15 protein-coding genes are annotated in these 20400 nt (G+C 39.7%); 5 read left to right on the top strand and 10 right to left on the bottom strand.

Annotated elements, in window-relative coordinates; genetic code table 11:
• Positions 1–73: 73 nt before the first annotated feature.
• Complete coding sequence (locus PSF67_RS12370) at positions 74–721, top strand: helix-turn-helix transcriptional regulator (protein ID WP_166267206.1); 648 nt, start codon at positions 74–76, stop codon at positions 719–721.
• Positions 722–776: 55 nt separating this feature from the next.
• Here PSF67_RS12370 and PSF67_RS12365 read toward each other — a convergent pair whose 3' ends face one another.
• Together PSF67_RS12365 and PSF67_RS12360 are read right to left on the bottom strand one after the other, a co-directional pair.
• Positions 777–1331: a hypothetical protein gene (locus PSF67_RS12365; RefSeq protein ID WP_272677010.1), complete on the bottom strand. Its 555-nt coding sequence runs from the start codon at positions 1329–1331 to the stop codon at positions 777–779.
• A gap of 80 nt (positions 1332–1411) precedes the next feature.
• Positions 1412–1951, bottom strand: a complete 540-nt coding sequence (locus PSF67_RS12360) for a TetR/AcrR family transcriptional regulator (RefSeq protein ID WP_272530938.1) — start codon at positions 1949–1951, stop codon at positions 1412–1414.
• 95 nt (positions 1952–2046) lie between these two features.
• Between PSF67_RS12360 and PSF67_RS12355 the strand changes: the two genes are divergently transcribed.
• Positions 2047–3552 carry an MFS transporter gene (locus tag PSF67_RS12355; protein ID WP_210843252.1) on the top strand — a complete coding sequence of 502 codons (1506 nt, stop codon included), beginning with the start codon at positions 2047–2049 and terminating at the stop codon, positions 3550–3552.
• 42 nt (positions 3553–3594) lie between these two features.
• On the opposite strand, the gene PSF67_RS12350 is transcribed toward PSF67_RS12355, so the two are convergent.
• The gene (locus tag PSF67_RS12350; protein ID WP_210843251.1) at positions 3595–5004 is read right to left on the bottom strand and encodes an MFS transporter; all 1410 of its coding nucleotides are present in this window, start codon (positions 5002–5004) and stop codon (positions 3595–3597) included.
• 74 nt (positions 5005–5078) lie between these two features.
• On the opposite strand from PSF67_RS12350, the gene PSF67_RS12345 reads away from it, so the two are divergent.
• Positions 5079–5741: a helix-turn-helix transcriptional regulator gene (locus PSF67_RS12345; RefSeq protein WP_102140066.1), complete on the top strand. Its 663-nt coding sequence runs from the start codon at positions 5079–5081 to the stop codon at positions 5739–5741.
• A gap of 37 nt (positions 5742–5778) precedes the next feature.
• On the opposite strand, the gene PSF67_RS12340 is transcribed toward PSF67_RS12345, so the two are convergent.
• The 7 genes from PSF67_RS12340 to PSF67_RS12310 form a co-directional block, all read right to left on the bottom strand.
• On the bottom strand, positions 5779–8292 hold the full coding sequence (locus PSF67_RS12340; RefSeq protein WP_272677009.1) for a penicillin G acylase: 2514 nt from the start codon (positions 8290–8292) through the stop codon (positions 5779–5781).
• Between the two features lie 165 nt (positions 8293–8457).
• The gene (locus tag PSF67_RS12335) at positions 8458–9033 is read right to left on the bottom strand and encodes a rhomboid family intramembrane serine protease (RefSeq protein WP_272677008.1); all 576 of its coding nucleotides are present in this window, start codon (positions 9031–9033) and stop codon (positions 8458–8460) included.
• On the bottom strand, positions 9033–13970 hold the full coding sequence (locus PSF67_RS12330; protein WP_210848662.1) for a DNA repair ATPase: 4938 nt from the start codon (positions 13968–13970) through the stop codon (positions 9033–9035). Before PSF67_RS12330 ends, PSF67_RS12335 begins: the two co-directional genes overlap by 1 nt.
• Before the next feature lie 95 nt (positions 13971–14065).
• On the bottom strand, positions 14066–16267 hold the full coding sequence (locus PSF67_RS12325) for a flotillin family protein (RefSeq protein ID WP_102140062.1): 2202 nt from the start codon (positions 16265–16267) through the stop codon (positions 14066–14068).
• A 74-nt stretch (positions 16268–16341) separates the two neighbouring features.
• The gene (locus PSF67_RS12320) at positions 16342–16980 is read right to left on the bottom strand and encodes an OB-fold-containig protein (RefSeq protein WP_166267192.1); all 639 of its coding nucleotides are present in this window, start codon (positions 16978–16980) and stop codon (positions 16342–16344) included.
• 389 nt (positions 16981–17369) lie between these two features.
• The gene (gene nagK / locus PSF67_RS12315) at positions 17370–18281 is read right to left on the bottom strand and encodes an N-acetylglucosamine kinase (RefSeq protein WP_272677007.1); all 912 of its coding nucleotides are present in this window, start codon (positions 18279–18281) and stop codon (positions 17370–17372) included.
• Between the two features lie 297 nt (positions 18282–18578).
• Positions 18579–19754, bottom strand: coding sequence for an SGNH/GDSL hydrolase family protein (locus PSF67_RS12310; protein WP_272677006.1), 1176 nt, complete (start codon positions 19752–19754; stop codon positions 18579–18581).
• 227 nt (positions 19755–19981) lie between these two features.
• Between PSF67_RS12310 and PSF67_RS12305 the strand changes: the two genes are divergently transcribed.
• Together PSF67_RS12305 and ykgO are read left to right on the top strand one after the other, a co-directional pair.
• A complete protein-coding gene (locus PSF67_RS12305) occupies positions 19982–20242 on the top strand; it encodes a type B 50S ribosomal protein L31 (RefSeq protein ID WP_004906261.1) in 261 nt (86 codons plus the stop codon).
• 2 nt (positions 20243–20244) lie between these two features.
• Positions 20245–20385: a type B 50S ribosomal protein L36 gene (ykgO, locus tag PSF67_RS12300; protein ID WP_102140059.1), complete on the top strand. Its 141-nt coding sequence runs from the start codon at positions 20245–20247 to the stop codon at positions 20383–20385.
• Positions 20386–20400: the final 15 nt, after the last annotated feature.

Genomic DNA, 20400 nt, shown 5'->3' with positions numbered 1-20400 from the left:
TTATGGATTAAGTATTGAAAAATTTACTCTAATTTATTAAAGTTATGGGAATTTACTAAGTGGATTGTTGAGTATGGATATGAATATTAATTATGTTTTTACTGAGCAAGATCGAAAATTATTGCAGTCATACACCCCTATGATTGAGTGTCTCGGTGAGTTTTTGGGGCCATATTGCGAAGTTGTTTTGCATAGTTTTGAAGATTTACACAGTTCTGTGATCCACATTGCTAATGGGCATCTAACAGGGAGAACACTTGGAGCTCCTGCAACGAATATTGCGCTTGAGAAATTGGCTGGTTTTAAAAAGAATCATTCATCTTGGGAAGTGTATTTTAATACTAAAAGTATTCGTCCATTTCGCTCTTCTTCAACCTTAATTGTGAATTTAGATAACCAGCCGATTGGTATGGTATGTATGAATTGGGCATTAGATATGCCAATGAATGCGATGGTTGATTTGATGGGCGGGGGGAACAATTCTAAAAATGAAAACTTTTCGCAAGATGTTAATAAATTAATTATGGATCATCTTGAACCCATTAAAAATACGATCTATTTAAATAAAAACATTCCAAGTAAAAATAAAAACTTTGAAATCATTAAAGAACTCCATGACTGTGGTATGTTTGAATTTTCTGCTGCGCATAAAATTGTGTCTGTCGAATTAGGGATTAGCTCAGCGACCATATATAAGCACCTTAGAAAAATAAATTCGTAATATAGATAATAAAAATAGCCCGGAAATCTACATTTTCCGGGTTTATCTTTTATTTTTAATAACATGAATATTTACTTTGTTTTTTATATTTTTCTATTAATACATCCCTCCCATTTTCTAAGGTTATGATATGAGTAAATTGGCTATGATTTGTTGATAATTCTTTATTTTTATTTGCAATTTTAATGATGAAGTCATATATTTTATATATGGAACCATCAGTTTCATTTTTTAATAAACTAAACATATTGATAAAAATTGCATTGTTACTATTTATTTTGTTCTCATTATGATTGTGTATTAGCTCTATTTTTTTTGAGTCTGGTGAACTATAAATAAAGTAAAGGTTTTTTTTCGTTAAATCATTTCCAAAAGCGTAATTGTCGTATTCTAATAATTCTTTTTTTATATGGTTTTGTGGTTTATTCGGTTGTGTTTTTTTAAAACTGTTTGTTTTTCTATCTAACTCTTCAAACTTCTTCTTTAATGAAGCTACACAGTCAGTGTTAATGGGTTTTTCTTTTATATTATAGATAAATGGTTTCTTATTATTAATAAAATTATTGTTTTTATTTGTCTCTATAAGTAATTTTAATTCATTTACTTTCATTTTAAATCATCTCCATTTTATTTCTTATTTTTAGTTTATTGGAGTGGAGTTATTATCGATATCAAAAAAAGAGACTAAATCTACCCTTTTAATAAATTTTCTAAATCACTAAATATAGATTGCCATTCATTATCATCAATTTCCATGAATCCCATATAGCGCAGCATAAAAGCGCCTTCAGTGGCTAGAAAAACAATTCTGGCCTGTTTACCTTTTTCTGTTGAGGTGTCTAACTTAGCAAGCCGTTCACGGTACCAAATACGCGTACTTTCCAGATATTCAGGGGTTTGTAATAAGGATGCCATTAAAGAAGCGCCTTTTGCCATCGAGACTTTGTCGTGCTGGTGGGTCGCTTGCATATGCGCAAAAATTTGCCCTTCAGGGGAGTTATCTTGTTCAATTTTTTGATTGAAAATTTCATCATAGGACTGGCCCCAACGCTCAAACATTGCATCGATTAAGGCATCTTTATTGCCAAAACAGTACTGAACACCGCCTTTGGAAATCCCCATTGCTTTGGCGACTGCGTCGATAGTGAGCGCTGTAGCGCCTTGCTGTAGAACAATGTCTTCAGCAGCATCAAGTAATTTTTCTCTATCGATTGTTCGTTGACGTCCCATTTAGAAAAACCTCTTTTCAATACGTACGTATGGATTTATATTGTAGCACGATCAGCACAGAAATCATGATCAAATAAACTCATTGAGAGAATTTTATGTTAACCGATTATAAGCGCTGGATAGTGCTTCTATTAGTTTCAAGTGTACTATTTCTTATCGTTATTGATGTCACTGTACTGTATACCGCTTTACCTAAATTAACCCATGATTTAGGCGCTACGTCATCTGAAAAACTGTGGATAATGAATGCTTACCCACTGGTGGTCGCTGGTTTATTACCTGCGGCAGGGATGCTAAGTGATAAAGTCGGTCACAAGCAAATGTTTTTGTTGGGGTTACCATTATTTGGTTTAGCTTCGTTGTGTGCAGCTTTTTCACCAACAGCAACCAGTTTAATTTTGTCTCGTGGCTTTTTGGCTGTAGGTGCTGCAGTAAGTATGCCTGCCACCCTTGCGATTGTAAGACATGTTTTTTTAGACCCGAAAGAAAGAGCTCTCGCTATTGGAATATGGTCGGCAGTTGCTTCAGGTGGCGCGGCTATTGGCCCTTTGATCGGCGGTATCTTACTTAACCACTTTTGGTGGGGCTCTGTTTTTCTCATTAATGTGCCGGTCGTTTTATTGGTTATTCCGTTTGCGTGTTATTTGATCCCTAAATGTGGTGGTAACAGCGATAAAAAAATCGACATTCTAGGTTCTATTTTAGTATTAATTGGTCTAATTGGTGTTATTTATGCGTTGAAGGAGCTCGGTAAACCTTATACCGATTGGCCAGCAGTATTGGTCTCGGGTGTTATTGGGGTTTTCTTTTTGGTGGTATTTAGAAATCGACAAGTTAAATCCACATCACCAATGATTGATTTTACGTTATTAAAGCACCCTAAATTCAATGCAGGGCTGATGATGGCGGTTTTATCCATTGTAGTTATTGTTGGTGTCGAGTTATTACTAAGTCAACGTCTACAGCTGGTTTTGGGTTATACCCCGTTTGAGGCCGCGTTATATATCATTCCAATTCCATTGGCTTCGGTGATAGCTGCGCCATTGGCAGGTATGTACCTTCATAAATTTGGTGAGGTAAAACTCACTGTTTTTGGGTTTACTTGTACGTTAATTGGTGTTGTTGGTTTAACGATGGTGTACCAAACCTCGACAGGTATTCTGTTACTTTCATTCCTCTTTTTGATAGGTTTTGGTTTGGGTGCTATTTTTACAACGGCTTCGACCACGGTGATGTTAAATGCCCCCGATGAAAAAGCAGGTATGGCGGCATCAATTGAAGAAATCGCTTATGAAATTGGCAGCGTTTTAGGCGTAACGTTTATGGGGGGACTAATGAGTGCTATCTATACGTTAAAACTTTCACTGCCTGAAGGTATAACTGTCAGTGATAAAGTTTATGACAGTATTGATGAGGCCTTATTAGTTTCTGAATCACTGCCAGCCAATAATGCATTTGCGTTGATAAATCAGGCCAATATTGCCTTTGACCATGCTTTCTTAGGGGTGATGGTAGCAACTATTTTTGTTCTGCTGATCAGTATTATTGTTCTGCCTTATTTTTTACGCTCCCAAAAGACATTAACGAGCTCATTAGATTGATTTGTCATTAAAGAGGGAGCTTTGACTCCCTTTTACTCTTTTTTATCTGATTTTGCGGATTAATACCGTTGCGAGTAATGGGCTAATAGCAAATAGGGCGAATAACCAGATTGAAGCTTGCTGTGCTCCCGCAATCCCCCCAGGGTTAATTAGCCCGCTATTATTGACGACGACTCCCACTAAGGCGGCAGATAGCGCGGTTGCATACAATTGAATGGTAATAATGGAAGAGGATGCGAGGTTTTCCTCTCCCTCTGGCGCATTTTTAAAAACACGCAATACCAGGTGAGGCCAACACACACCAATTCCTAGACCCACCCCTGCCATGGCGATGAGATAAATAACGAACAGTGGCCATGATTCAATAAGCTGTTGATTATGCGTTAAAACAGCAAGAACAATTAAAGACATCAATATGATGACCGGCCCTATTCGAATAATTCGGATAACAATCGCCCCCGTTTTATTGGCACTAAAGAGCGCTCCGATGGTCCAACCTGCGGCCATTATTGCGGTTAAATAACCCGCAGTGAGTGGAGAAAACTGATGGATGGTTTGTAAGAAATAAGGGACATAAATTTCTGTTGTCATACCTCCAACTAACAAACACATGGTTAAAAATATGACGCCAAGTGGGCTTTTGAGTGAATAGGATCCAGTTGGTAATAAGTGTCTGTCATTTTTGCCATCGAGTAAGGCAATAGTCAGCAGTATGGCTAGACCAATTAACAAACCAATAAGGTTTATGAATAAACTTTCAGACAAACTTCCAATTGAAATAGCAAGAACGGATATCACTAACAAAGAAATCGCTAGGAATGGAACTTTGCTGTTTTTTGGTGCTTGAGTTTGCTTTTTAGGAAGTTGATTGATGACAATGAGTGCGAGAAAAACAGCGACAGGCAGTAAAGCCCAAAATGCCCAACGCCAGTGGCCACTTTCTGCAAAAATCCCCCCAATTGCAGGGCCACAGAGTGTTGCTATTCCCCACATACCCGAAACAACTCCCATTGCTCGGGACCATAAGTTTTCGGTAAAGACAATGCGGATCAATGCATAGCTAAGAGCAAATAGAATACCACCCCCCAGCCCTTGCAATGCTCTACCACCAAGTAATACCAGCATTGATGGGGACGCTGCACACCAAATAGACCCCAAAGAAAAGAGAATGAGTGCGAATAAATAAGAATATTTAGGCCCAAAACGGTCTAATACTTTACTGGAAAGGGCTGAACCGACAATGGATGTTGCTACAAATAAAGTGGTATTCCATGCGTAATATTCGAGACCACCAATATCGTTAACGACACTAGGCAATATGGTTGTTACGATATAAATATTGATAGCATGTAGTGCAACACCTCCAGTTAGGGCAATAGTGAGTAATGCATTAGTGCCACTGAGTAAATCAGCCCATTTGGCTTGAGGTATGGTTGATGTTTCATTGCTCATAGAGAGACCCGCTAGACGGAATAGTAGAAAAAGAGGTATTATCCAAGTAATAGCTTGGATAATAGAGTCGCATAATGATTAATGCAAGTAATTACTTTGATAATTTAAATTTGACACAGGCCGTGGATAAGGTTCTTTTTTGTATCAAAACTAAAGGGCCAATTTCTACCGCTGTGATCGCAAATGATTTAAATATGACCGGAGAAGCTGCAAGGCAGCACATCCAAAAACTGACGTCATTAGGGTTAGTAGAGGGGGCGCAGTGCTTATCGCAAACAGGGGCAGGACGTCCTCGACAAAATTGGGTGTTAACGGAGTTGGGGCATCAACGCTTTCCTGATACTCACGCGCAACTTGCTCTGCAATTGATTGATTCCGTTCGTACTATTTTTGGAGATGAAGGACTAGAAAAGCTGATTAACCAAAGGGAAACGGAAAGTAGAGAAAAATATTTTGCCCGTTGTAAAAATTTACCATTAGCTGAGCGGCTTGAAGCATTGGCTGAAGTGCGTAGCGAAGAAGGGTATATGGCGAAGGTTGAGCAAGATGGTGACAGTTGGTTGTTTATCGAAAACCATTGTCCAATTTGTGCAGCAGCCACTGCTTGCCAAAACTTTTGTCGGTCGGAATTGGCGTTGTTCAGTGAGATTGTGGGTGATAATGGTAGCATTGAACGCGAACAGTACTTACTAAATGGTGCTGGGCGCTGTGTGTATCGTGTGAAGGTTAAAAGCTAAATACCGAGACACCTTGGTATTTAGCTTAATAATAGTATTATCTCTCAATTATTAGTGTTTCAGTTGACTCAATATATGGCGCCAGCTCTTCGCTGTTAAGCCATAACGGTTTCTTACCAAATTGCTGATATAAAGAGAGTTGGTCTTGATAGTGAGGCGAAGGTTTTCCTTGCGGGGAAATAAAGCCACTTTGCCCTGGAGCTACAACGTCCCATGCGCTCACCCCTTCTTCGGTAAACACGATTAAGTCGTTTTCAGTTCCCCGATTATGGTATTCATTTTGATGGAAATTTTCTTGAGGTAAGGCTTGTGGTATACCAAAAAAATTATTTTCACGGAAGGTTAATGCCGTGGCTGGTGTTTGCCAATTAGCCGGGTTATCACCGTATTTTTCTATCATTTTTTGGTAAGTCGTATTCAAAGCCTTTCTAATAACATCATTCTGCGGTTGTCCTGAAAATAAATCGATAGACTGAGGTATGGGGGATTTATCTTCTAAGAGAGATTCATACAGTAATTTTGCACCTGTACTAATATTTAATGACCCTGTTGGGCCTTCTTGCGTCGTCTCATAACCACTCGCTAGGTACCATTTATCAAATGGTGCAGGGACGGTTTGGCCTAGGGTGGCTTTAAGCATTTCTTTTAACCAGATATCGAGGATAGCAGACCCTGGGTGAATATAATGTTTTCCATCACTTGATAACTGGTTTATGCCATCCCATTGCTGGAGCATGGACACTAATTTGACGCTATTGTCATTTGATGGCAAACCTTGTGTCGCTTGAGTTAGAAATGGTGTAAATAAGCGATGATTAAGGTCGACACGGCTAGTTTGCTGTAAAATCGCCCACATATCATCAGCCGTTAACTTATCATAGGCTTCAATGCGGTTATCGATTTCTTTCACCCTATCTGCACTGCCCCATAAGAAGGCAAATAAGTCGCTAGCGGGGTAATTTTTAGCTGGAGAGTTATTCCAGTTGGCGATATAACCTGATTTGGGGTTATACACTTTTGGATTATTAGCAAAAGGTTGTATACCTTTCCAGTCCCATTCTCCCGTGCCTGATACTGGTAAACGAGGATCATGGTTTATTTGGCGATCGGGGTAGTGTCCGGTATGGACATAGCCAATGTTTCCGTCTTTATCTGCATAATACCAATTGATCGTCAGTGCTTGGTTTTGTGCTTGGTCTAGCCATTGCTGCCAGTTTTGCGCTTGTCCTTGCTTTACCCAAGCCATTAAGGATGTAAGCTCCTTGCCATCCCATGCGCGAGCTTTGCTGTAGGCGGTGTGAGTTGTCTTATCCCGTTTAACCACATTACCGTGCACAGTACGGTATATTTCAAAAGTAATGGGTTGTTCACCTTTTACATTCAATGTCTCTTGGCGAGAAAGCATTTTCTTCCACTGCCCTTGGTGGAGGTAGCTATTTGGGTCTTCAGGTGAAACTTGTTCTGCAAATATATCAACACCGTCACCAAACCCAGCGGTAGAACCCCAAGATATATGTCCATTATGGCCGAATAAAATAGCGGGATAAGCAAACGGTGTATTTCCGACAATATTAAACCCTGCCCCATGTAAGCCGATACCGTATGTATAGGCTGGGTTAAACCAACCAAACTGTGGGCCATTAAGTAAAATGGCTTTTGCGCCAGAAGCTTTTGTTTTTCCAACAAGCCAAACATTGCTGGTGGTTGGATAGCCAGCTAGCCCATTCGCACCACTTTGTTCATATTGCTTAGCGATTAACGCATTATTTTCTTGAGAAGAAAGTGCAATGACTTTTCCAGTTGTATCTTTGGCTGTGCGTTCAAACATGGGAGCAGTAAGTCGGTAATCACTAATTTGATTCAACTGAGATGTATTTTTTGTTTTTTGTGAATCTGAATAGGTGAACTCTTCTGATGATATTGTTGTTGGCGCATTGGGATTATTAAGCCAATTAATTTGGTTAAAGAACTCTACTCCCAATTGTTCACCATACTTATCTTTAAGCGCAGTGAGTAATGCTAGGTTATCAATTTCACTATTCATATCGGAAAAGCGGTTTGCCATTGTACCGACCATAATCATAGCAACATCAAAACTCGTCCATTGGGATGGCAAAAAATCATAGTCAATGAACTGTTTTGGCATTAAGTCATCTGGCTTAGTATTGATTTGTTTAATCCATGCATTCATACCATCTGCATACCCTCTTAAAATATCTTGTTCTTGGGAGGGTAACTGATTGATTTGTTTATGGATAGAATCAGGCCAATAGTTGTTTCTGATTTCTTTATCAAAAGAAATATAATCCTTACCTAATACTTCAGAAACAGTACCTTGGGTACTGCGTTTGGCCATTTCCATTTGGAATAATCGGTCCTGTGCCACAGCATAGCCGTACCCATAGAACAGGCTATAAGTATCATTGGCATAAATATGAGGGACGCCATAATTATCTCGTTCAATTTTAATTTGAGTTGATTGAGAAAATGATGACAGTGATAAGGAGCTTAAACTTAGAACAATAGCGATTGAGATGAGGTGTTTTTTCATTTATTGAGTCCCATGTTGTTATTATTTTTCGAGACTATCATTATTGTAATGTTAATAAATGGTTAGTTTATGGTTAATTGTTAATATGTGAACCACGATCACATAAAAAGATACATAAATTTAAATAAAGCATAAAAAGTGAGTCATAATTGTGATGGTGCTAATTTAAAGTGAGCGATTATTGGTTTTTTGATGGTAACGATGACTCAGCCATGCATAGATAGCCCCTGCAATAGCCCCCGCTATATGTGATTCAGTTGAGATGTATAAGTGAGTAGGTAATAAGCCGCTAGCCATTGTGCCAAAATAGAACAGCACTAATAATGCGATAGCGATATCACCCCATTTTCGCCGGAAGAAGCCTTGAGCAATTAGCAACCCCCATAAACCAAAAACCCACCCGCTTGCGCCGATGTGAACTGCATTCCTACCAATGAGCCAAACTGCTAACCCACCAGCAATAATGATAAACAGTGATGCCAATATGTAAGCTTTGATGGTGCGATGAAGCAATAATGCGCTTAAGATGATAAATGGAGGCAAATTGCTGAGTAGATGCTCCCAGCTTCCATGAATAAATGGAGCGAAGAAGATACCGAGCAAGCCCCATTCTGTACGTGGAACTAGCCCAAATTGGGTTAAACCGCCAGCAGTTAAGCTATTAACCGATTGAACAATAATAAAAATTGCAACAATTGAGGTTAATAACTTAACGCGAGGATACCCTGATAAATAGCTCATTAGTGGTTGCCAAGTGCTTGAACACTTTCAACGAGTGACGCTAGCTGGCCAACAACCCGATCACCAATATCTGCATTATCTCCACCTAATGATTTGTTACGCATAAAGTCTTTCTTGATTTGTTGCCAACGTGCAGAATCTTTTTCTGTTAATGTACCACGCAGTTCAGCGAGTTTGAGTAGGTTTTCTTCTGCACCCGTTGTGAGCAGCTGTGCTTCACCCAAGTAGTGGTCATCGAGTAATCTTTCAAGTTCATTATTATTCATCACTGAAGAGACTTTTTCGCTGAGTTTATTCATATTACGGTAACTACCTTGCAAGCGAAATGCAGGCTCTGTCCGGTACTTATCGGATTGCGCTGCGCTAGCGATATAGTGTTGATTCACTTTCAATACAACATCCCGTAACTTAATTAACTTGCTGATTACCGAGGTGATTTCATTAATTTCTGCATCAGAGTATGGGTAACTTAAGGTATTGGTAGAGACAGATTTGCCCATCGCTTTATCGACAAATAAGTACAGGTCGTTCAGATCTCGTAATGCAAGAGGGGCTAATACAGGGTTTGATGTCAGGCTGTTTTCGATATAGCTCAAAGCAAATGCTTCATCCATACCCCCTAGCACCTCACCAAGGTTATAAATATCAGCGCGGTTTGCAAGCATGTCAGGGATCCGGAAAACTTCTCCAGACTCGGTATAAGGGTTACCTGCCATAACGACACAGAATTTTTTACCCCGCATGTCATACGTTTTGGTTTTGCCTTTCCAAACCCCTTCAATGCGTCGTGTTCCATCACATAAAGAGATAAATTTTTGCAAAAACTCAGGGTGTGTGTGCTGAATATCATCAACGTATAGCATCACATTATTACCCATTTCTAAAGCTAGATTGAGCTTTTCTAGCTCTTGTCTTGCCGTTGCGTTAGGCGCTTGTTCAGGATCAAGAGAAAGTACATCATGGCCAAGAGCAGGTCCGTTGACCTTCATAAAAATTAGCCCTAAACGGTCAGCTGCGTATTCCATTAAGGTGGTTTTACCGTATCCGGGCGGTGAAATCATTAATAGCAGCCCCATGAGGTCAGTGCGTTTACCTTCCCCTAAAGCCCCAATTTGTTTTGCCATGTTATCGCCAATGATAGGCAAATAGACGTCGTTTATCAGTTTGTTACGTACAAAAGAGCTTAGTGGCTTTGCTTTGTATTCATGCAGTTTTAAACGGCTACGTTCTTCAGTCACAATTTGTTGGCGCAGAGTTTGATACTGGCGGAATTCGGGAATGAATCGCTTCCTTTGACCACGCATACGACTGAAGTAGTTATCTAAACTCAGTGCTAGAGTTTGGTTTTCAATGGTCGGGTGTTCACCGAGCAACCCGCTAACCTTAAAGTAAAGGTCTGCTTCACTAAAGCGAGCGGAAGCTACTTTATCTAAGATAATAATGGCAATAGCACCCGGTATGTATGGAACAAGGTGAGCAAATTCAGGGATTGAGCACAGCCCTTGTAGCCAGTTTTGAACTAATGACCAGCGCTGGGCGTAGCGAGCCCCTAAATTTTGTTGTGAGCGATTAAAATCACCCCACATATGGGCTTCTTCTAAGCGGCTCTGGAGCGCTAAAACTAACTCCCTTGCGTACTTGCTATAGACGAGCTCTATCGGAGTTCTTGCTAATACAAAACTAAGGTATTCAGCGGCTTGGGTTTGCTCATAAGCTTGGCATTGAATGGGGTTATTTTGTAAAAATAAGCTAATCCCAGCTTCGATTTCGGCTTGTAGGTCAAGAAGTGCATTGTCATTATGGAATAATTGGTGAATATTCATGGCTGTTCTTGCACGTTCAGGCCATAAAGCGGGGAAATCGTCGTTTTGTACTTGCTCCCAATAAATAGCTGCGATAGCACGGGCTGTCGGGCTATACCGTAATAAATCTGCACTTTCACCGATTGGCAGTAGTTTTTTCAGTAAAGCAACAGCATCGTGGTCATGAATGCCTTTTTCATAGCCTTCTTTATAGCGTGGGCTCGCAAAATCACGGACAATTTTTTCAAGTTTTTCCGTTGATGTTAATGCATTTTTTAGGAGATCAAAATCTAGCCCTTCTTGGCGTTTTGTTGCGGCATAGATAATTGAATAAGCAAGGTATTCTGCGCGGTAAACCGTATTAGATTCGGACTCTAATGAGGCACTCCAATAAGGTTTGAGTTGTGATAGTTGTTCATTTTCTATGGGTTCTTGGAAATCTGTTCCAGTGAGATAAACCCATAGTTGTTCATTTTTTGGTAAAATAGTGAGATCAAGCTCTTGAGTGTTTACGCTGAACCGGTGACGACCGAGCTTAATGACATTCCCACCATCTTCAAAAATATCTGTTTTATCACGCAAAACTCGAATGGCTTGGTCCCGAGAGGATTTCAAACGTGCATCAATATCATCAGCTTTAACGTTATCGTTAATTTCCCTTAATTTTTCAATTATTTCACGTGTTTTAAGCGCTAGAGGGTCTGAGGCGAAGAAGGCATTGAGCTCATCTTGAGACTGTAAACGAGTTGTTCGTCGTTGCAGGCTGTCTAGTAGGCGATCTGCTGCAGTAACTAAATTTTGGGCGCGGCGTTGGCGGTCATCAATAAGAACTTGTTTATGTGATTCAAAGGTTTCGAGTAATTCTTCCCGCTTAGCCAAGATATCATCAAGAAATTCATCATGATTGCTAAATTGGCTTTCGAGTTCTTCTAACTGGACAAGCAATCTTGATAACTGATCATCGCAACGTTCAGGATCAGTGGCAAGAGACAGGGCATTGGTAATGCCTTGGCTGAACAGCCGGAATTGTGCGCCAAATTGAGCGACGGTTTCCACACTGCTTTGTGATTTTCGTTTTTGTTGTAAACGAGCTCTGGATTGGTTTAGCTGAGCATAGATTTGCGAAATAGCATCAATAATGTGGGTTTGTTGTGTGACATCGTTGAAACTCAGTGAAGCCATTAAGTTTGATAGCATATCTAAATCAGTAGACATTTTTTCCATATCCTTCATGGGAATGTCTAACTGAGCACTGTTTTGGGCTTTTTCTATTTGTTCTTCGAAAACAGTTAATTGTGTTTTAAAGGGCTGTAATGCTTTATCGCTAGCCAGGAAAACAGCGGTTTCTTGCGATACATATTGTTGATTTTTCTCTATTTCACTTTCCATTTCGCTAAGCTTTTCTAAATCCATATAGCGAAATTCGCGCAGTGAAATCAAGTGCCCGCGTTGAGCACTCAGGGCATTTAAGCCATCAACAAATTGTTGAATATCAGCCCAACTTTCAGGCAACGTTAGTGAAAGTAGTGATTTTTGGCGGCTGATGGCTTCATTCATTGATTTAGCTGATTGCTGCCGTATGCTTTCGACCTTCTCATATTCATCAAGGACAAGTTCACTTGTTTGGGTGATTTCTTTGAGCAATTTGCCAATACCAAGGCATTGTTCATCACCAAACCAGTAATAAATATCCAGTAAATTTTTTGCTTGTTGGCTGAGCTGTTCGTAGCGAGCGATAGAAATTTGGCTGCCTTCTATTTCTTTGGAAACATGTAATATTTCAGAAATACCTCGAACTAAATCTGCATTGCCGATACGCCCTAAAAAACCGCTACGAGTCGGCTGTTGGTCGGCAAATTCTTCTGAGTAAAATGGGGTCTGCCAAACTTGCATAGGATGAACGCGAGTCGCTTCTTCGCCTTCACCTTCAAATAACACCATTTTTCCGTCTTCAAGCATGGCATAGCCATGGCCAATAAGCGGAACTGAAAGTGTTCGTTCAATTAAATTGTAATTGAATAGAGCAATACGACCTTGATTTGGTGAATAGAAAACATATAGGACATCTTCTCCATTTGGAGAACGACGCAAACGGCGAAAACGCATTCCATCCATAGACTGCTCAAACGTTTTATAGTCACCATTTTGTAAGTAGTAGCCGCCAGGGAAAATAATACCGTGGTCTTCTGGTAGCTGGACACATGCTTGCCCAATGGCATCAATGCGTTGTACAGATTGAGACAGCGTGTTGTAAACCAAGTAACGCCAAGTTTCTTCTCGATAGGGTAAAACTTTTAAGATAATTAAACTGCCAGTTTGTGCATATTCAATTTGTGCGTCATCTAAAGATTGGTTTTTATCAAGAACAGCTTCTTGGTAAATCCCCAAACCATCTTCAGTGTTATTTTCACACTTGATGGTTAAATCACCGCCAATAGTTTCTATGAATACAGTGTCAAGAATATTGATGTGAGGGTATCGGCCGTTAACCGTGTCTTCCCGTGTGGTTTTTTGCCATTCAAAATCATAGGCTGGTGGGAGGGCGATATCGCGTTCACCCCGGTTATCAATATACTCAATTTTGCGTTTGTCGCTGGAGATTGACCAGCGAAAAACTCGCACGTCCGTGATGCGATCGCCAATTTGAAAACTAGCAAGAAGTTTGCCGTCCCGTTCAACAAGTTGCAGTAACTGTGTGTTCTTATAATAGGTATAGAGTTCAGTAAAATCTTGAACAAAGCGATTATCACTCAAGAAGGTATCTTCATAAGGGACTGCTTCAACATCAAACTCATTGTCGTTTTCAATTAACCGATATAGTGAAAATACATCTTCGAGGTGCGTTTCTTTTTTCAGGCCGAGGAATACGTTATAACCGAATAAGAGCCATTCACCGACGCGGACAATGTCCCTTGCTTGGCAATTATTTTCAGTACGAATGCGAATACGACCAATAATATCCATTTGACTTTGACCAAATTCATCCAACCGCATTTCATTGAGTTGTGCGGCTTTTTGATGCAGCTGTTGCCCTTGGTCGGTCAGGCGTTTGCGTAATATTTCATAAGCACCGCCTTCTGCAACAGCGCTATCGAGTATTTCTTGTTCGCGATCCGTATCCTGAATATCTGACATTGCGCAGCGAATTCCCTTAACTAAGACAATAAAAATGGAAAACAAATAATGAAGAACAATAGGGGGTAGGTTCACTACCCCAATGTGCTAAAGGTTTACAGCTGGTCATCCGTCGGTGGAATCGGTTTTGACATGACTGTTTTTGCTGGCTGGTTAGCCCCTTTAGCTGCCATAAAACCGTTGATAAGGTCTTGAACTTCTGGGTTTTTCAATAATGCGGCAATATCAATTTTCTTGTCTTCTTTGCTACGATTTATGAGCTTCTCGACATTTTCTTTTGCGAAACTGCTTTTATCCATAAAGCCATCAACCGCTTTACCGAGGCTTAGTGCTTTAGAGAAGGTGTTGAAGAAGCTGCCGTCGCCGCCCACAATTTCAATATTGGTTTTGCTAAGAGCTGCAGCCAATACATCAGCTTGCTCGCGGGCAATTTCTTTATTTGCGTCGATAGAGGCCATGGATTGTTCGAACTCTTTCTCAAGGCGCATACGAAACTCTTCATGTGAACGTGCAGTATCGCTGAGGTGATCCATTGATTTAAATTTGTCGGTTAAACCATCGGCTTCAGCTTTCAAGCGTTGGCGGATAACTTCTGCTTGCGCTGAACCTAATTGTCCTTCACCTCGAGCTTGTGCTGCCAGTTTTTCTTCCAGTACTTTCGCGTCAGCTAAGCCTAGTTTTTCTTTAGCATTTGCTTGTTGTTCTTCACCACGAGCTTGGGCTGCTAATTTCTCTTCAAGGATTTTTGCTTCAGCAAACCCTTGTTGTTGCTCTGCTTTAGCTTTAGCTTCCATAACCTGAGCTTCCGTTAAGCCTTTTTCTTTTAGCCCACGTGCTTCTGCTAACAGTTTCTCAGCCGTAATATTGGCAAGAACAAGACCTTCTTTTTCTTCTGCCTCTGCAGTTGCTTGGCGAACTCGAGCTTCTGCTAAACCTAATGCCGCGTGTTCGGCTTCAACCCCTTCAGCTAAGCGTTTTTTGGCTTCAGCTTGCTTTGCCGATGCTTCGAGTTCTGCTTGTGCCATGGTGCTTATTTCTTCTGCACGGTGTTTAGCACTGGCTTCATCAGCTTCGGCTTTTTTCACTTGGCGAACTAGCGACTCTTCTGCTTCTGCCTGTGCGTTAATCACGGTGACTTGGCGCATGCGTTCAGCTTCAGAGACTTCACGAACTTCTTTGATGCGTTCTTCTTCTTGTGCCACGGTTTTTTCAACGGCTACACGCTCACGTATAACATTGGAGATATTTTTGCGTTCTTCTTCGAGTGCTTTTTCTTTTTCTATACGTTGTAATTCAACTTCTCTTTCACGGGCAACAATTTCGAGCTCACGTGCGCGGCTCACGCGTTCTTCTTCGATGGCGACTGCACGAGTACGGTTTTGTTGAGCAACTTCAACTTCGCGCATGCGGTTTTCTTCACGGATTTCAATTTCTTGCTGGGTTTGAATACGCGCTTGCTCTGCTTTAAGGCGCTCTTCTTCTTGAACACGTAAGGTTTCAGCTTGTTCACGTGCACGAATATTATCAATTTCACGTTTTTGGCGAGCTTCGGCATCGGCTTGTTGGCGCTCTAAGGCTAAACTTGCTTCGCGGGTTTCAACGTTTTTCTTTTGAATTGCGAGCTCTTGATCACGCTCTTTTTGGTTGGTCTCAATATTGTGGATCGCGGTGATTTCAGTAATTTTACGAATACCTTCGGAGTCAAAGATATTGTTTGGGTCTAAGGCTGATTTTGGTGTTTGTTCTAGGTAATCAATCGCCACATCTTCAAGTGCATAGCCGTTAAGGTCCTTTCCTATCACATCAACAATGCGATCACGGAAGTCTTGTCGGTTTTCAAATAAAGTGGCTAAATCCAGTTGCTTACCGACTGTTTTTAAGGCTTCAGAGAATTTTGCACTGAATAATGTACTGACCGCTTGATGGTCTGATGCACGGTCAACACCGATAGCTTTTGCAACTTTCAGCACATCTTCTGTCGTTTCATTCACTCGCAAATAGAAAGCAACAGTGATATCAGCACGTAAGTTATCATGACAAATCAAGCCATCTTTACCGCGGCGATCAACTTCAAGTGTTAGCAAAGAGATACGCATGAATTCTTTTTTGTAGATGACAGGGTAAACTAATGCCCCTGTAAAATGCACTTTAGGCTGTGATGACATGTCATTGACAATCAAAGCAGTACCTTGTGGAACTTTGATATAGAAGGCTTTGAATAACCCAAAGAACCCTAAAATAACTAGGATGATCCCCCCGATAATTGTTAAAAAGGGCATTAGTGCAGCCAAGTCCATATTAATTCTCCATTGGTTCTGACGATGACGTCATTTCGATTATGCAAGCAAAATATTTATTTTAAAAAGCGAAGTTATCCGTGGCGAAACTCATTTTCACTGACAACTTGGTAACTGTGCGATGCTGCGTCATAGCTAATAATAACAACACGATCACCGCGTTTTAACTGTTCGGAGGATGGGGCGCGTATTTGTAAAATTAACCCGGCTCCGCCATCTTCTAATAGCGCTTCGCCATTTTGTTCACTCACCGTTCCTGAACGTACTGTGGCGTATTTACCGATAAGTTGTTGTACTGTTTTGGGTTTATTAAGGCTCACCAATTTTTTGCGCACAGGTTTTAAGCACAAAGCGGTTAAATGAAGAGAGATAAATAGGGTGATCGCAAAAACGGCGAAGCTGACGAGATAACGTAATAAATCAGTATCAATGAAGCGAATAAAGATATGTACGCTGAAATAACTGATTATCCAACCAAAAAGAGTAAATAACGTGACAATAATGGTGACAGGGATCCCTGCTAAGCCAAGCTTGGTTAGCCAACCCGCGAAACCTGTTGCATCAATGCCAGCATCAAATTCGGTATCAAGATTAAATACGTCGATATCCAATAAGCCAAAAGCGGCACATAACCAATAAAATAGAACAATGATTAGCAAACCACTAAAGATAATTGTCGGGAACATCAAACTGTTATGGAAAAACAAACTCATAGGGTTTTCTCTTTATTATTAATGCATTATTGAGCTTACGTGAAAAGGAACGTTTGTTTAATTTATCACCATAAAATTATTTAGCTTAATAATATATTTTTTAATTAATAGCAGTATCAGACTAGTCTATAAGCACTTTTAATTTTTTGAAGTCTCTTATAGTACTGGTTGTTTATCCAGCTTTATTTGGTGAAGTTATTCCTAAAGTCTTATCGATAATAGTAAGACATTAATGAGATAGGATTTTACCATTAATAATCAAGTTGATGATAATCATTCTCAACTATAATAAGCGTGTTTAAAGTACAAAATGGGGGGGATTAATAAGATTAAAGTGATAAATTCGCGCTTCATGGATGAAAACTATTATGAAGCGCAAAAAAGTAAGATTAGTCTATCAAGTTCAGGAATGCCGCACCTCGTGCGCCTCCAGAGTCACCATAACGTGCTTTTTCGATTGCAGGTAATGTTGCTATACCATATAGGTATTGTGGAAGTACTTCTGGTAGTTGTTTATAGATCTCTTCAAACTGTGATAACCCTCCACCAATAACCACTAAGTCGGGGTCAAAAACAGTGACAATTTGCCCCATAAACATCGCAAGTAATGACATATAGCGGTTAACATGCTCTTTTGCTTGAATATCACCTTGTTTATATAGCTCAATAATTTCGATAGCCGAACGTTTTTCATTGTTGAATGAAGAATAAATACGCTCAAAGCCCGGGCCGGATAGATAGGTTTCAAAGCAAGCTGTTTGGCCACAGCCACAAGTTATTTCAGGAACTTTTTCCCCTAATAGCTTGGCTCCACGAACGCTGAGGTTCATGTGGCCTATTTCCCCTGCAATTCCATTTTTACCGGATAAAACTTTACCATTTATAATGAACCCACCGCCCACACCAGTCCCTAAAATTAAGCCAAGAACGGTAGGGTAGCGTTTGAAATCAGGGTCCCAAGCTTCTGATAATGCAAAGCAATTTGCATCATTTTCTACTTTTACTGGGCGCTGTAATATATTAGCAAGATCATTAATTAAAGGTTTGTATTGTGCAGTAGGGACATTGGTTGTAAATACGGTTCCTTCAACGTGGTTTACGATACCCGGAACGCCAACACCCACTTTTCCTTGGCAGTTAAATTTTTCATCTGCTTCTCGTGTGAGCTCAAGAAATGTATTTAAGAGCGTTTGGTAGTCATCTTTGGGTGTAGGAACACGCTTTTGCCAGACCTGATTTAATTCGTTATCAAAGACGGCAAGTTCAATTTTTGTCCCGCCCATGTCAAAGCCGTAATACATTTTCATCGTCCTTTAGTTATTTATGTATCATGTATCTATATGATAAATAATAAATGAAAGTGCTAATTAACCTGATTATACAAAAGTTATTTGATGAAAGAATTATTGATTTAATATTTATTTTTATATTCACATGAGGTTAGCTTCAGGGGGCTGACAAACAGACAATGTTTGGGAAAAAGCCAAATAGGTTATTGATTTTCGCCTGATAAAACAAAGTGAGAAAATTACGTGTTTATCTCGCTTTATCAATCAAAGTTAGCAGATACCAGCTAACCTTGATTGATAAATAAAGCGTTATTTTTGGTTGTTTAGTGGGTTGTACTTTTTTAAGATAAAATTATGCAATTCCATCGCAATAATTTGATGGACTTCCTGAGTAGGATGAACATCATCGATAAAAACATAATGAGGGTCGATTTCTAATGGTGCGGTATTGTCTTGGCGAATATAACCATCAGTAAAAGCGTCTTCTATATTATATGCTCCCGGTGAGTTTTTATTTATGTCGCCAACTACATTCGTTATATTTTTCATTACGTTATTAACATTAAAGTAATTAATGTTGATATTTTTGTTTAATTTCAATAGGTTAATTATAGTCTGAAGCTTGTTGTTATGTTCGATGCTGAGATTTTGTATTTTTTGTTGTTTTTTCGGTGAACTGGTTTTTATTGCAGGGGTTTGGGATAGATCAGGAAGCCCCATCACTAGAATATTTTTCGCACCATTTTTGATCATTTTTTTGATTGTTTTTTCTTGACTAGAGATAACAACATCGACATTTTCTTTCGAATAGGTCATATAGTCATTGGCACCAATAAAAATAATACCTAAACTTTTGTCATCAAACTTAAGGTGTCTTGCTTGTTTTTCGATATTTGAAAGTATGGCAAATTGAGGGTGAAGTGTGGATTTAAAATAAGGTGCACAAGTTGAGCCACCTTCCGACTTATTCGTGAGTGTAACTTTACCTTTACTGGAATGGCTTTGCATCGTATTAGGCATGGTGAGAAACTCAGGCCATGTGAAACCATTAGTGAACCGTCCATTATAGTATTGGTTAGCATTAGTGAGTAATCCACACGACTTTTTATGCATCCTTCCTTCAGAGTCAGATAAGCTGTCACCAATAACTGTGACACTATCAAAATAGGTTATCGGTTCTTTTTTCCCTATATTAAATTTATTTGAATACGCAGTAGCTAATTGGAATTGATTTCCAGGAATTCTTTTTTCTGTATGTTTGCCCCAAAGTGACCCATCTACATCATCATCGACGGGGGTGTCCGTCGAAGGCATACTTTTAGCTCTGTCGCTATAAAGTTGTACAGATATGCTGCCACCGATACTATTCTGTAGCGGAACATTTCTAGTCGATACTATTTTTTCCGAGGCTAGATTGGTATTGGGTACTGTTGAATTAGGTCTGTGTGTAGTTGCATACAGAGTTGTATTGGATATTAATGTCATAGGAGTCCTTATTGATTGGGATACTTCTCGATAAAACTACCAATCAACAGACAAACACAGTATCAAATAAAGATTATTTATCTATAATGATATGACTAATAATTAATAAATTAATGCATATAAAACAATCGCTTGTTTGCTAATTATTATTATTATCGACAAAGTTATTGCATCGTTTTTTAAAAAAATGTATTGTTATATTATAACATTACATTTAGGTGGTTATTATGAAACAGGGGATCCATCCACAATACCGTACCGTGGTTTTTCATGACACAAGTGCAGATGCCTATTTCAAAGTAGGCTCAACAATAAAAACTGAAAAAACAATCGAGTATGAGGGTGAAATATTTCCGTATGTCACGCTTGATGTCTCTTCTCAGTCACATCCGTTTTATACCGGTAAACAGAAAATGATTTCTCAGGAAGGCAAAACGGCACAGTTCCAGAAGCGTTTTGGTCGTTTTTTACAGTCAGAGGGTAAATGAAGATGAAAGTACTGAGTTCATTAAAAACGGCAAAAAACCGTCATCCAGATTGCCAAATTGTTCGCCGTCGTGGCCGGGTGTATGTGATATGCAAAACAAACCCGCGTTTTAAAGCAGTGCAAGGCTGTAAGAAAAAACGCTAATTATTGAATTTAAAC

The organism is Providencia sp. PROV076 (genome assembly GCF_028483405.1).
Lineage (GTDB): Bacteria > Pseudomonadota > Gammaproteobacteria > Enterobacterales > Enterobacteriaceae > Providencia > Providencia huaxiensis.
This window is presented reverse-complemented; position numbering and strand designations above follow the sequence as displayed.

Coding starts and splice junctions, on each gene's coding strand:
- PSF67_RS12370 (WP_166267206.1), top strand. CDS start 74: ATGGATATGAATATTAATTATGTTTTTACTGAGCAAGATCGAAAATTA.
- PSF67_RS12365 (WP_272677010.1), bottom strand. CDS start 1,331: ATGAAAGTAAATGAATTAAAATTACTTATAGAGACAAATAAAAACAAT.
- PSF67_RS12360 (WP_272530938.1), bottom strand. CDS start 1,951: ATGGGACGTCAACGAACAATCGATAGAGAAAAATTACTTGATGCTGCT.
- PSF67_RS12355 (WP_210843252.1), top strand. CDS start 2,047: ATGTTAACCGATTATAAGCGCTGGATAGTGCTTCTATTAGTTTCAAGT.
- PSF67_RS12350 (WP_210843251.1), bottom strand. CDS start 5,004: ATGAGCAATGAAACATCAACCATACCTCAAGCCAAATGGGCTGATTTA.
- PSF67_RS12345 (WP_102140066.1), top strand. CDS start 5,079: ATGATTAATGCAAGTAATTACTTTGATAATTTAAATTTGACACAGGCC.
- PSF67_RS12340 (WP_272677009.1), bottom strand. CDS start 8,292: ATGAAAAAACACCTCATCTCAATCGCTATTGTTCTAAGTTTAAGCTCC.
- PSF67_RS12335 (WP_272677008.1), bottom strand. CDS start 9,033: ATGAGCTATTTATCAGGGTATCCTCGCGTTAAGTTATTAACCTCAATT.
- PSF67_RS12330 (WP_210848662.1), bottom strand. CDS start 13,970: ATGTCAGATATTCAGGATACGGATCGCGAACAAGAAATACTCGATAGC.
- PSF67_RS12325 (WP_102140062.1), bottom strand. CDS start 16,267: ATGGACTTGGCTGCACTAATGCCCTTTTTAACAATTATCGGGGGGATC.
- PSF67_RS12320 (WP_166267192.1), bottom strand. CDS start 16,980: ATGAGTTTGTTTTTCCATAACAGTTTGATGTTCCCGACAATTATCTTT.
- nagK (WP_272677007.1), bottom strand. CDS start 18,281: ATGTATTACGGCTTTGACATGGGCGGGACAAAAATTGAACTTGCCGTC.
- PSF67_RS12310 (WP_272677006.1), bottom strand. CDS start 19,754: ATGACATTAATATCCAATACAACTCTGTATGCAACTACACACAGACCT.
- PSF67_RS12305 (WP_004906261.1), top strand. CDS start 19,982: ATGAAACAGGGGATCCATCCACAATACCGTACCGTGGTTTTTCATGAC.
- ykgO (WP_102140059.1), top strand. CDS start 20,245: ATGAAAGTACTGAGTTCATTAAAAACGGCAAAAAACCGTCATCCAGAT.